This window comes from Lysinibacillus sp. NPDC097214 (genome assembly GCF_050277945.1).
Classification (GTDB): domain Bacteria; phylum Bacillota; class Bacilli; order Bacillales_A; family Planococcaceae; genus Lysinibacillus; species Lysinibacillus xylanilyticus_B.
In genome coordinates, this window is the sequence record NZ_JBNNSS010000002.1 from 546,617 (window position 1) to 560,361 (window position 13,745).

The following is a 13,745-nucleotide window of genomic DNA, read 5'->3' on the forward strand; positions in this document are numbered from 1 at the left end:
CCACTAAAAAGGAACCGCAACCGCATTCATCTAACCACAGTCAGAGTGTTAAAGATAGACCTTACTTTACTTCCTCTATATGCTCGAAAAACGATGGGTAAGAAACCGCAATACATTCTGCATCATCTAAAGTTACAGACCCATCTGTTATTAGTGCAGCTACAGCGCCCATCATTCCTATACGATGATCACCGTATGTTTTGAGGCGAGCACCATGTAATGGAGTTGGTCCTTCAATAATCATTCCATCCTCAGTCGCTTCAATAGAAGCACCTAGTTTTTTCAATTCATCCACTACAGCCGTTATCCGGTCTGTTTCCTTCACCTTTAACTCCTCGGCATCCTTAATAATCGTTTTGCCGTTTGCCTGCGTTGCTAATAAAGCAAGAATCGGGATTTCATCGATAAGACGAGGAATAATATCTCCTTCAATTGTAGTTCCTTTTAATACTGAAGTTTCAATTGTAATTGTTGCTGTCGGCTCTGATTGGCTATCTTCATTCGGCATTAATGTTATAGATGCGCCCATATTATGAAGCACTTCGATAATACCATCACGTGTTGGATTAATTCCGACATTTTCTAGCGTTATTTTACTACCTTCACAAATAGCTCCGGCTACTAAGAAAAAGGCTGCTGATGAAATATCACCAGGAACAGAAACATGCGTCCCAGTTAGAGTTTGTCCTCCTTGTAATGTAATAACACCATCCAACTCGTCAACCTGTGCACCAAATTGACGTAGCATTCTCTCCGTATGATCTCGAGAAACTTCAGTTTCTCGCACAATTGTAGTGCCTTCAGCACGTAAACCCGCAAGTAAAATAGCTGACTTCACCTGTGCACTTGCGACAGGCATGTGGTAATCAATAGCTTGTAATGTTGTACCTTGAATGGCTAATGGTGTATATTGTCCATCTGCCCTTCCGGTAATGTGTGCATCCATTTGACGTAACGGATCAATAACACGGCGCATCGGTCGTTTTCCAATGGACGCATCCCCTGTCATTACTGAATGTAAGTTAGATCCAGCTAGAATCCCAAGCATCAAACGTGTCGTCGTACCAGAGTTTCCTGTGTATAGTACCTCTGTAGGCTCTTGCCACCCCTCTATGCCTGGACTGTCGATAGATACATTTGTTCCTTCCACGTCAATTTTTACACCGAGCTTTCGGAAGCAATCAATTGTACTCAAACAATCCTCACCTAATAAAAAGCCCTCAACTGTCGTTTTACCCGTTGCAATAGCTCCAAACATAACAGAACGGTGAGAAACAGATTTATCACCTGGAATCGTTAAAGTCCCTTGTAAGGAAGGTTTATCATATTGTAATACTTTTTCACTCATCGTTTCTTCCCCCTAATATGAAGATAGAAAGCGCCGTAATTTCGACGCTTTCTTTTAAGTAAGCATTTTGCCTACGAAATATATGTTTCATAATTAGCACGCTTTTGTATACACGCTGCTGCACGTTCACGGTCACTTTCGCTTTGTAAGCTAATAACTAGAATACCGAACACGTCTTCACGTGCCTCTAAAATACGTAAATTCGTAATACTAATCGCTTCGTTTGCAAGTAAGCCTGTCACCTCAGAAATAACCCCCGGATAGTCAGGAACATCAACATATAAGTCAAATGATGTGAACATTGCTCCTGCACTTATCGGTAATTCATCCCTTAGCTCTTTGGCAATCGCAAAGTATTTTTCAATGTCCTCCGAGCCACCATTTAAAAGCAGCTCCTTAACACGACTCATTTCCTTTTCCCAGCCTTCTAGCTGTGCAATAAGCTCATCTCGATTTTGTAATGTAATATCTCGCCATAAAATCGGATTAGATGACGCAATACGCGTTACATCACGGAAGCCCCCTGCAGCAAGAGAACGTGTCATCGGATACTCCCCATTTTCTCCGCCCAACTGGTGCACAAGAGAAGCAGCAACGACATGCGGGAAGTGACTAACTACAGCTGTCATATGATCATGCTCACGAGCAGATACACTAACAACCTTTGCATGTGTAAATTTTAATAGACTTTCAAGCTGTGCCATATGGACAATTTCTTCACCGGCAAGCGGTGTTAGCATATAATACGCATTTTCAAAAAGGTGAGCCTTTGCAGCTAAAACACCGCTTTTATGTGAGCCTGCCATTGGATGTCCTCCAATAAAGGTAATGCCTAACTCACGCAATTCCCCAGCCTTTTGCATAATCATCTTTTTTGTACTTCCTGTATCTGTTACGATTACTTTATTTTTTAACGGCCATGTTTTTAATTGTTCCATCCATACAAGTGTTGCGTTAACCGGAGTTCCAAAAATAATAACATCTACGTCGGCCGCCACTTCTTTTGGATCTGTCACAATATCATGAACAATATTTAACGTTTTCGCATGTTCACGTGTTTTCTCATCCATATCATAGCCAATAATTTTTGTTTCTGGTGCCTTTTGTAATGCTAAGGCAATTGAGCCTCCAATTAGGCCTAGCCCAATAACGAGCACTTTACGTGTCGTCATGCAAAAACTCCTAGCTCTTTAAGGACATTTTCAAGGTGACCTAACAACGCTTCATTTTGAGCCTCTGTTCCGATTGTCACACGGATAAACCCAGGCAATCCTAACGCATTTCCACTACGGATTATAAAGCCTCGTTTCATTAGCTCATTGAAAACAACATCACTATCAGCATTCGTATTAAAGAAAATAAAGTTCGTATCAGAAGGGAAGTATTGCAAATTATATTTTTCACAAAATTCAATATATTGCTTTTTACCATTTTCATTTGCTTCACGGCAAGCTTTTATATATTCTTGATCACTTAAAGCGATTGTCGCGACTGCTTGACTTAAAATGGTATTGTTAAATGGCGCTCTTACTGGATCAAGCTTAGCAATTACGTCAGGTTGCCCAATTGCATAACCCACTCGGAAAGAAGCTAGGCCATATGCTTTTGAAAATGTACGCAATAATAGTACATTTGGAAACTCGTTAATTAAAGGAAGAGTATCTTTGTGACCAGGATGCGTTACGTACTCGATATAGGCTTCATCTAATACTACTAACACATCACTTGGTACTTTAGCTAAAAATGCACGCAATTCAACATCAGGTATCACAACACCTGTTGGATTATTTGGACTACAAACCCAAACGATTGATGTGTTATTATCAATTGTCGCTACCATTGCATCTAGATCATGTGCACCTTCTATACAAGGAACTTTGCGTACCTCTGCGCCTTCGATTGCAGCATTGTGCCAGTATTGAGAGAAGGATGGGTCTGCCATCACTGTGTTTACGCCTGGATACAACAATGCACGAGTAATAATGGCAATGATATCGTCGGAGCCGTTACCAAAAAGAAGCTGTGTTTCTTTGACATCTAGATGATGCGCAACAGCCGTACGTAAATTCTGCGCATAGCCGTCTGGATAAATAGCATGATTTACCGAATTATTTTGTAAATAAGCAGTTATCTTAGGTGAGCACCCAAATGGGTTTTCATTAGATGCTAATTTTACGACTTCTTGTAAGCCATATTCACGTTGTACTTCTTCAATTGGTTTACCTGGTTTATATGCTTGCATACCGTCCAATTGTTGTTTCCATTTCATCTCAAACATCTCCTCTATTTATTTAGCTTGGGCTAAATCTGGTCTTAATTTCACTGCATCATTGAGATACAAGTGTTTAACATCCTTTTGTGCCACTTCCACATTCGCATGTATTAATACACGAATACAAAGTGGCAATGCATTCGGCACGTCCATTTCATGCGTACACATGACAGGTACATATTGCCATCCGTCCATTAGCCGTACAGCACGTGCCGGAAAGGCTGACGTAATATCAGGCGTTGTGGATATTAAAATGGAAGCAATATCATCTACTTCCACGTTATTTGCTGCTACTACTTCACTCACTAATCTTGCTGTCTCATCCCATACAAGCTCTGGCTTGTCAGATTCAATTGTAATTGCTCCTCTAAGTCCACGAATCATACAAGCACCTCCGCTAATAGCTGTCGGAATTCGGCGTCTACTTCTCTGCACTCTGCTAAATCAATTGGTTGCACGAAAGGTTTACCAATTTTATCCAACAACACAAATTGTAAAATACCATACTCCGCTTTTTTATCTTTCATTAAATACTCTGTTAACTGATCAAAGGAATATTCTTTCACTGCTTCAAATGGATAGCCATTCTTCACTGCAAATTGCAAAAATGCTGAAGTGAAGTTACGATCTAATTCACCGTATCGTTCACTTAATAATAAACAATATACGAGTCCAATCATTACAGCCTCGCCATGTGCTACTTTACCATAACCTGCGGCCGCTTCAATGGCATGCCCATAAGTATGACCTAAGTTTAAAAATTTTCGCACGGATTGCTCGGTTTCGTCCTCTGCTACTATTTGCGCTTTTACTTCAATTCCTTTTCTAAGCTGCATCGCCAATTCTTCTGTGCTGAAATGAATAACTGTCTCTACAGCCATTAATTCATCTAACCACGCTGCATTAGAAATCATCGCATGCTTGATCACTTCTGCTGTTCCTGAGCGTACTTCACGCTCAGGTAAGCTTTCTATAAATATAGTATCGTAAATGACGCCCTCAGGTTGATAAAACGCACCAATCATATTCTTACCTAATGGATGGTTAATTGCTGTCTTACCACCTACTGCTGAGTCATGTGCTAAAATCGTCGTTGGGATTTGAATAAATGGCACCCCACGCATATAAGTGGCTGCAACAAAGCCTGTTAAATCGCCTACAGCACCCCCACCAAATGCAAAAACAAATGATTTACGTGAGCACTTTTGTTCAAGTAAAAATGTTTGGGCTGCATAGTATTGTTCGAAAGTTTTACATGCCTCACCACTTGGTAAGACAAAGACCTCAAAATGATAAGGGAAATTAGCTTTGAAATAATCTCCTTGTGCTGCCCACACATTAACATCCGTAAAAACAATGAGTTTATCGGCTTTTTGAAGCTTATCATCAAATTCTTTTACTGCTTCTGCCAAAAAATTATGACCAATGACAACCTCATATTGATGTGATTTCGTCGCTACTGGTACTCGCATAAATTAGAACCCCTTTGTATAACGACGGTGTTCGTCGATTTGAGCTTTTAGTTGAGGTAATTGATCACTATGGAATTGTTCCAATATTGCATTCGCTATTTCCCAGGCAATAACATGCTCAGCAACAACTGATGCTGCTGGTACTGCACAGCTATCAGAGCGTTCTACACTAGCTTTAAATGGCTCTTTCGTTTCAATATCAATACTTTGCAACGGTTTATATAAAGTAGGAATTGGTTTCATTACACCACGTACGACAATTGGCATTCCAGTAGACATTCCACCTTCTAAACCACCAAGTCGATTTGTTGCACGTGTATAACCTTCTTCCTCTGACCAAATAATTTCATCATGTACTTCAGAGCCTTTACGTCGTGCCATTTCAAATCCGATTCCAAATTCCACACCTTTAAATGCATTGATAGATAACATGGCAGCTGCTAATTTCGAATCTAGCTTACGGTCATAATGAACATATGAGCCAACACCAGCTGGCATTCCTTCTACAATGACTTCAACAACACCACCAATGGAGTCACCCGCTTTTTTCGCTTCATCAATAGCTGCCACCATTTTTGCAGAAGCCTCTGGGTCAACGCAATAGCAAGGATCTGCTTCAACAATGGCACGAATTTCATCGGCAGATTTTCCTTCCACTAAGGAAGCGTCTGCCTTAATACCAACGATTTCTGTTACATGCGCCACGATGGAAATGCCTAATTCATTTAATAACGCTTTTGCAACAGAACCTACAGCTACACGAACAGTTGTCTCACGCGCTGAAGAACGCTCTAACACATTACGTAAATCACGGTGTCCGTATTTCATGCCTCCTACTAAATCTGCATGTCCTGGACGAGGACGTGAAATTTGGCGTTTAATATCTTCAGGATTCACATCTTCCGCTAATGGTTCTGCTCCCATAATTTTTGTCCAGTGCTTCCAATCATCATTTGTGACTACGAGCGCTACGGGAGAACCAAGTGTTTGTCCATGACGAACACCAGCAACGATGTCCACTGTATCCGTTTCGATTTGCATACGGCGACCTCGCCCATGTCCTCCTTGACGACGTTTTAAATCGTGGTTAATTTTTTCTGCTGTAATTGGTAAGAGCGACGGTAAGCCCTCAATAATTGTTGTTAATTGGGGGCCATGTGACTCTCCCGCTGTTAAGTAACGCATAAACACTTTCTCCCTTCAACTCGCTAAAGTATGTATTTTTCACTATAACATATATTCTCTAAAAAAACAGTCCTTTTGCAAATGTCTTTTAAGACTCGTTTTAATTATTTGTAAACTCCGAATTGCTCCAGCGACTTCAATTAATTTTAAAAGTAACTTTAAGGTTAATGTAGAGCACCTCGTTAAATTCGAATATTCTGAACGATTCACTTAAAAAAAAGATATTATCTTCACTTTCACTAATCATTAGTCTTCACCACTCAAGCTTTTACCGGCAGTTAATCTCCTACTTATTTTGCGTTCGCTAAATTTTGATGTTAGTGTCTTACTGCCCGTTGATGCGAGTTAACTAATAAAAAATACGCTTTTGCTTATACCAAGCGAAAAGCGTACGAGACATCTATGTTTAAGCCTTTAAAATATGTACACGACATTCATATTGTCTATTGTACGAATGCTTTTCTCATATTATTAACTATTTTCGTCTATAGAAGAATGTATCCTCGACTTCAAAATCATATCGAGATGGGTTAAAAATTTGCTCTGTAGATCCAACAAACAAAACCCCATCCTGACGCAACGCTTTACTAAAATTCGTATAAATCTGATCTTTCGCTTCTTCAGTAAAATAAATCATCACATTGCGACACACAATTAAATCATAATTAGCATCATAATGATCATTAAGTAAATTATGTTTCTTAAAAGTCACACAACGTTTAATCTCATCCTTGACCCTATAAAAGGAACCTTCTTGCTCAAAATATTTGGCTTTAATATCACTCGGCACTTCTGCTAATGAGCGCTCTGGATACACACCTAATTTCGCCTTTTGAATGACATTTTCATCTAGATCAGTAGCAATGATTTGAATTTGAGATAATGGCACTAATTGAGATAATACCATGACTAAAGAATACGGTTCTTCACCCGTTGAACAAGCAGCACTCCAAATTCTTAAACGCTTATTAGTTTGCAGTAATTTCGGAAATATTTTTTTCTGCAACACTTCCCAACGCTTCCCATTGCGATAAAATTCGGATACATTAATGGTCATGCGATCTAAAAACTCATTCATTAAGTCCCGATCTTGTTCAAGTGCCTTTAGAAAGTCCACAAAATTACGATGTCCCTTTTTCTCATACAGAGATGTTAATCGTCTTTTCATTTGCGCTTCTTTATATAGCGCTAAATCTATTCCTGTTTTGCGCTTTATACCTGCTATAAACTGTTCATAATCAGACATATGGTCTTCTTCCCCTCTAGCGTCGTATTTCCATTATAGCGGAAAAGTGCCATTTCTGAAATAGTCTTTCACATGTAATCCAGGTTACTTAGTTGAGTTTTGTTTTTCCTCTAATAACAACACTTTAGATTGCTCTAATTCTAGACGTAATTTTTCTGTTTCCATCGTATACGTTTCTAATCTGAGCTTCTCTAGCTCTACTTCCTTTTCGATAGACTTTAATTTAATCTTTTGCTTTCTTGTGTTTGCATCAGTCAATATCCCTACTAATGAGATTAGTACGCCTCCCATAATTGCAACTATCGCAATTGACAATACGTCCACTTCCTTTCATTACTAATGATTATACGGTAAAACGGAAAAATAGTTTCATTTTTCTTTACAATTAGCAAAAATATTCCATTGATATTTTTGGTTCTTAAGCAAAATATTCACTTGACTGCACATTCCACTCTGTGGGACCTCTTCCACGTATGTGTCCTGAGCCCAACTCCGCTCCATATACTTTTTTCAGGAAAGCGCCCATTCAGAACTGAAATCAACCTCTCGTTATGGTAATGATCCAGTTTTTTACATGAAAAATGAAGGCAGTTAGTTACCACCTTCAAGCTTTAATCACTTAAACCTCTACTCGATAATCCTTTAAATCTTCTCGCAATTTTACCTTCATGAATTTCCCTACAGAAGTTTTAGGTATCTCATTTAAAAATACAATATCATCAGGAATCCATGTTTTATGGAATTGCGATCGTAAATCTTCTAGCAGCTCTGATTTCGTAATGGAATCCTTACATTCAAGCTTCGGTACAACACATGCTAGAGGTCGTTCTATCCACTTTTCGTGAGGAATCGCTATAACAGCAGCCTCCAACACTTTAGGATGTGACATCAAAGCATTTTCAAGCTCTACTGAAGAAATCCATTCTCCACCGCTTTTAATTAAGTCTTTCGTACGATCTGTAATTTTAATATAACCATCTACTGTCATTACTGCAATGTCACCAGTGTAGAGCCAGCCATCTTTAAAAGCTTCCTTTGTTCGTTCATCGTTATAATACTCTGCAGCAATCCACGGGCCTCTAATTGTCAATTCGCCCATTGTTTTGCCATCCCAAGGAACTTCACCGTTTTCATTGACTACGCGTGTTTCAATGAGCGGCACTGTTATTCCCTGCGTAATACGAACATCCATTTTTTCACCGATCGCGTAATCTTGCATATGTGTTAAATACGTCGATACGCTAACAAGTGGAGATGTCTCGGTCATACCGTAGCCCGTCATGTAAGGAATGTTAAGCTCCTCCTCAAAACCACGAACTAGACCGAGTGGCGATGCTGAACCACCACAGACAATCAACCGTATAGAAGACAAATCACGAGGATTTTTGCGTTGCTCCTGTAATACCCCAAGCCAAATCGTAGGTACTCCTGCAGTCAACGTTACCTTATATGTTTCAAATAAATCAAGTAGTAACTGCGGTGTAAACATCGGCCCTGGAAGCACCTGTGTAGCACCAAATAATACACCAGCAAACGGAAATCCCCACGCATTGGCATGGAACATTGGTACAACAGGAAGTAAAACATCAGCCTCGCCTATTGCAATACTATCGGAGAGTCCCGCTGCCATAGTATGGAGGACAATACTACGATGAGTATACACTACGCCCTTTGGCATTCCTGTAGTTGCACTTGTATAGCACATGCCAGCCGGTGTATTTTCATCTAAATCATCTGGGAATTTAAAATCATCATTCGCCTCTCCGAGTAATGCCTCATAGGACAGAGCATTCGGTAATGGGAAGTTTTCTAGCACGATCGCATCCCCCATTACGATAAAATGCTTGACTGTTTTAAGCTGCGAGGCAATTGGTGCAATAAGTGGAACTAAGTTATCATCAATTAGTAATATTTCATCTTCTGCATGATTAATAACATAAGCAATATGCTCAGGCGCTAATCGAATATTAATCATATGCAACACAGCTCCTGCACATGGGACTGCAAAATATGCTTCTAAATGGCGATGGTGATTCCAAGCGAAGGTACCTACCTTCATACCTCTCTCCATTCCCAACTTTGTAAGGGCATCTGCTAGTTTACGAGTTCGTTTTACATATTCTTTATAAGTAAACTCGTGAATGGTTGTAGGGCTTGTCCGCGAATATATTTTTTTCGCATGGAAAAATCGTTCTGCTCGATCCAAAAAACTTGTTAATAATAAAGGTGTATCCATCATATGCATAATAACGCTCCCCTTTGTTTATATAATTTTTGAATCGTCCAAGCCTTCTGCTGCTGCCAATATTACAGTCGAAACAAATTAATTCTTCGCCTCGCTATCCGTAGACAAGCACCTTTTCACTTTAGAGTTTCACGAAAGCTAATCACAAGAAGTTGGTTTTAGCCTTCGCTCATTCTTTCTAGCTTATTTAGCAGTTCCCTCTACTTTGGCTGCAAACGAATCGCACCGTCCAAGCGGATAACTTCACCATTTAATAAACCATTTTGGATAATACTTTCGACCAATAGCGCATACTCTGATGGTTTCCCAAGTCGTTTAGGGAACGGCGTCATTTGGGCAAGTGCTGTTCTTGCTGTCTCTGGTAACGACGCAAACATTGGTGTTTCTATTAATCCTGGAGCAATCGTCATGACACGTACACCAATTTCAGCAAGCTCCCGAGCAATCGGCAACGTCATCGCTGCCACACCACCCTTTGACGCACTATATGCTGCTTGTCCTATTTGCCCATCAAACGCTGCCACAGATGCAGTATTAATAATAACGCCACGCTGACCTTCCTCGTTTGGCTCATTATGTTGCATCTTCTCGGCTGCTAGTCGAATCACATTAAAAGTACCAATTAAATTGACAGAAATCACCTTTTCAAATAAACCAAGAGCATGTACACCACGCTTTGAAAGTACTTTACTTGCGTCAGCAATTCCAGCACAATTCACTGTGACATTAATGGACCCAAATGTTGCTACTGCTTGTTCAAGCCCTGCCGCTACATCAGCTTCTTTGGTAACATCAACGCGTGCATATTGGACATTTTCCCCTAGCTCCTCTACTAGTGCGTGTCCTCGCTCGTCATTCAGATCAAAAATGATGGCTTTGCCACCCTCAGCAACAATTCTTCGAACAGTCGCCTCTCCTAAACCTGATGCTCCTCCTGTTACAACTGCTATTACTTCATTCATCAAACACAACCCCTTTTACATTTTTTCAATAATAGTAGCGTTCGCCATCCCCATACCTTCACAAATTGCAAGTAAACCATATCTTAAATTTTCTCTTTCCATTCTGTACAGCATCGTTGTTAACAGTTTTGTACCCGTCGCTCCTAATGGATGCCCTAATGCAATTGCTCCTCCATCCGGATTTAATTTATTGGGATCTGCTCCAATTTCACGCAACCAAACAAGTGGTACTGGCGCAAAAGCTTCATTCACTTCATACGTATCAATTTCCTCTATCGTAAGACCTGAACGTTCTAGCGCTTGTCTAGTTGCCTCAATTGGACCAGTTAGCATTAACGTCGGATCTGAGCCAACAACAACTCTTGTAACAATTTTAGCAAGCGGTCGGATACCAAGCTCCTGCGCCTTTTCTAAAGACATAATAACTACAGCTGAGGCACCATCACTCATTTGACTTGCATTACCTGCTGATATCACACCATCTTCTTGGAAAATGGTTTTTAGTCCATTTAATATATCAACTGTCGTTTCTGCCCGAGGCCCCTCATCAACAGAGAATGTTGTCACTGTGCCGTCTTCTTGCGTAACTTGGACAGGCAATATTTCCTTTTTAAAATGGCCAGCTTCAATTGCACCTAATGCTCGTCTATGACTATCATAAGCAAAGTTATTAAGCTGTTCCTTTGACAAATTCCATTTTTCAGCTATTTTTTCGGCTGATACCCCTTGATGAATAATTGTATAGTTGTCTTGTAATCGTTTACCCGCGTGGGCACCTTTCATATTAGAACCCATTGACACCCTCGTCATGCTTTCAACCCCACCAGCAATAACAATGTCCATATCGCCTGCTAAAATAGCCTGTGCTGCGAAATGAACAGCCTGCTGACTTGAGCCACATTGACGATCAATTGTCACACCCGGGACACTCTCCGGAAAACCTGCCATTAATAGGGCCGTACGGGCTATATTTGATCCCTGTTCAGCAGTTTGCGTCACACAGCCAAAAATAACATCCTCCACCTGATCCTTATTAATACCTGCTCGTTGTACCACTTCTTGCAGTACATCTGCCGCTAAGTCATCTGCTCGAACGTTGCTTAATGCCCCTTTACTCCTGCCAACTGCTGTACGAACGGCTGATACTATTACCACTTCTCTCATAAAAAAACCCCTTTGCACTGTCGATTCTCTCATTTCCTATCATCCAATGTATTTAGATGCTACGAAATATATTCTTGATTATTAAGCTATTCAAAAACCTTAATTATCAGAATATTATATCTTTTATTTTACATGACTAAGAAGTATTTAACAATTCTATATGTATCTAGAAAATTCCATCCACTATTTTTATAAGCTATCTAGGGCTCTAATTATAAAACTAACCACACTCCTTTTCAGAGCAATAAAAAAAGCAATCTCAAAGTAAATTGAGATTGCTTAATCTATTTGCAAATTTAACTATGCCTCGGCATAATTGTTATCTCACTAGGTTGGAGATAAACGCTGAAAGAAATTAAACTAAATCTTCACCGAAGAATAAGCCGATTTCACGCTCAGCAGAAGCAAGTGAGTCAGAACCGTGAATGATGTTGTGAGAAACAGTTGTTGCATAGTCACCACGGATTGTACCTGGGTTAGATTCTTCAGGTTTAGTTGCTCCCATCATTGTACGAGCAAGTTTAATTACGTTTTCGCCTTCCCATACCATTGCGAATACAGGACCAGAAGTGATGAAATCAACTAATTCACCAAAGAATGGACGCTCAGCATGCTCAGCATAGTGCTTTTCTGCTAATTCTGTAGGAATTACCATTAATTTAGCACCTTTCAATACAAAACCGCGACGTTCAAAACGATCTACGATATCTCCTACTACTTGACGTTGTACGCCATCAGGCTTAACCATTAAAAAAGTTTGTTCGATTGCCATGTTTAAAACACTCCTTAAATTCGTATAACAGGTTTTACACCTACCGATAAATATTAACAAAAAATCAGGCTTTGTACAACAAAAAGCTAGAATTTACGCTTACCCATAAATAAAGCGACATCACGTAGTTTTTTCTTGACAGGATGTTTTGGTAATGCATCTATTTCCTGTAATGCCTTTTTCAAATATTTATCACTCATTTTATTAGCTTGCTCAATCGCGTCGGATTTACGCACATATCGCAGCATATTTTGACGTTCTACCTCCGTCAAAGTACCTGCAAATACTTTTACCAAATAAGGTTGCATCCCAGGATCATCTTTTAACAATAGAATTGGTAATGTAATATTGCCCTGCAATAAATCACTACCTGCTGGCTTCCCTAATTCTTTATCTGTTGCCATTATGTCTAAAACATCATCGATAATCTGGAAGCTCATGCCTACAAAATAGCCGAAGCGTTTCAAATGTCTCACTGTTTTGGGATCGACACCTGCTGCTACTGCACCAAGTTCACAACTAGAAGAAATTAGTAACGCCGTTTTGCGTTTAATTCGTCTAAAATAATCCTTTAATCCTTGATCTAGTCTAAATTTATCTTCGATTTGAATGACTTCACCGTTACAAATTTCCACCATTGTACGTGCTAAAATTTGATGAACTAATGGGTCTTCAAGCTTTGTAATATATTCAAGTGCACGTGCAAAAATAAAATCGCCCGTGTACATTGCAACTCTATTATTCCATTGTGATTTGACAGTCGGGCGTCCTCTTCGCATATTGGAATCATCAATTACATCATCATGCACAAGTGATGCCATATGAATAAGCTCTACTGGCACGGCTACATCCTTCATCTTTTCGATATCATAGTCGCCAAATTTCGCGCCAAGCAACACAAAAATTGGTCGTATCCGTTTACCACCAGCTTGCAATAAATGGAGAGAAGCATCATTGATCAAACCTGAAGAAGAGTACACTGCTTTTTCTAATTCTTTTTCAATGATATCGATATCTGATTTCAAATCGGAATAGAGTAGTTTTAACTTCATCTTTTCCACTTGTGAAAACCTTCCCCC

At 39.8% G+C, this 13,745-nt stretch carries 13 protein-coding genes; all 13 read right to left on the bottom strand.

Going from position 1 to position 13,745, the window contains the following annotated elements; translation table 11 throughout:
- Window positions 1–61: 61 nt before the first annotated feature.
- Entirely contained in the window at window positions 62–1,348 is a 1,287-nt protein-coding gene (gene aroA, locus ACQKMI_RS06470; RefSeq protein ID WP_427487820.1) for a 3-phosphoshikimate 1-carboxyvinyltransferase, read from the bottom strand.
- A gap of 71 nt (window positions 1,349–1,419) precedes the next feature.
- Window positions 1,420–2,520, bottom strand: coding sequence for a prephenate dehydrogenase (locus ACQKMI_RS06475; protein ID WP_427487821.1), 1,101 nt, complete (start codon window positions 2,518–2,520; stop codon window positions 1,420–1,422).
- Complete coding sequence (gene hisC, locus ACQKMI_RS06480) at window positions 2,517–3,617, bottom strand: histidinol-phosphate transaminase (protein WP_427487822.1); 1,101 nt, start codon at window positions 3,615–3,617, stop codon at window positions 2,517–2,519. Before hisC ends, ACQKMI_RS06475 begins: the two co-directional genes overlap by 4 nt.
- Before the next feature lie 18 nt (window positions 3,618–3,635).
- Entirely contained in the window at window positions 3,636–4,004 is a 369-nt protein-coding gene (gene aroH / locus ACQKMI_RS06485; protein ID WP_323649260.1) for a chorismate mutase, read from the bottom strand.
- Window positions 4,001–5,092 carry a 3-dehydroquinate synthase gene (gene aroB, locus ACQKMI_RS06490; protein WP_427487823.1) on the bottom strand — a complete coding sequence of 364 codons (1,092 nt, stop codon included), beginning with the start codon at window positions 5,090–5,092 and terminating at the stop codon, window positions 4,001–4,003. Before aroB ends, aroH begins: the two co-directional genes overlap by 4 nt.
- A gap of 3 nt (window positions 5,093–5,095) precedes the next feature.
- Window positions 5,096–6,277 carry a chorismate synthase gene (aroC, locus tag ACQKMI_RS06495; protein ID WP_427487824.1) on the bottom strand — a complete coding sequence of 394 codons (1,182 nt, stop codon included), beginning with the start codon at window positions 6,275–6,277 and terminating at the stop codon, window positions 5,096–5,098.
- 475 nt (window positions 6,278–6,752) lie between these two features.
- The gene (locus ACQKMI_RS06500) at window positions 6,753–7,523 is read right to left on the bottom strand and encodes a CheR family methyltransferase (RefSeq protein ID WP_427487825.1); all 771 of its coding nucleotides are present in this window, start codon (window positions 7,521–7,523) and stop codon (window positions 6,753–6,755) included.
- Between the two features lie 84 nt (window positions 7,524–7,607).
- Window positions 7,608–7,838 carry a hypothetical protein gene (locus ACQKMI_RS06505; protein WP_427487826.1) on the bottom strand — a complete coding sequence of 77 codons (231 nt, stop codon included), beginning with the start codon at window positions 7,836–7,838 and terminating at the stop codon, window positions 7,608–7,610.
- Between the two features lie 304 nt (window positions 7,839–8,142).
- Complete coding sequence (locus ACQKMI_RS06510) at window positions 8,143–9,768, bottom strand: long-chain fatty acid--CoA ligase (protein ID WP_427487827.1); 1,626 nt, start codon at window positions 9,766–9,768, stop codon at window positions 8,143–8,145.
- A gap of 200 nt (window positions 9,769–9,968) precedes the next feature.
- Window positions 9,969–10,730, bottom strand: a complete 762-nt coding sequence (locus ACQKMI_RS06515) for a 3-hydroxyacyl-CoA dehydrogenase (protein ID WP_427487828.1) — start codon at window positions 10,728–10,730, stop codon at window positions 9,969–9,971.
- 15 nt (window positions 10,731–10,745) lie between these two features.
- Window positions 10,746–11,894 carry a thiolase family protein gene (locus ACQKMI_RS06520; RefSeq protein WP_427487829.1) on the bottom strand — a complete coding sequence of 383 codons (1,149 nt, stop codon included), beginning with the start codon at window positions 11,892–11,894 and terminating at the stop codon, window positions 10,746–10,748.
- A gap of 355 nt (window positions 11,895–12,249) precedes the next feature.
- Window positions 12,250–12,666, bottom strand: a complete 417-nt coding sequence (gene ndk, locus ACQKMI_RS06525) for a nucleoside-diphosphate kinase (protein ID WP_100544600.1) — start codon at window positions 12,664–12,666, stop codon at window positions 12,250–12,252.
- A gap of 86 nt (window positions 12,667–12,752) precedes the next feature.
- Window positions 12,753–13,727: a heptaprenyl diphosphate synthase component II gene (gene hepT, locus ACQKMI_RS06530; RefSeq protein WP_427487830.1), complete on the bottom strand. Its 975-nt coding sequence runs from the start codon at window positions 13,725–13,727 to the stop codon at window positions 12,753–12,755.
- Between the last annotated feature and the right edge of the window lie 18 nt (window positions 13,728–13,745).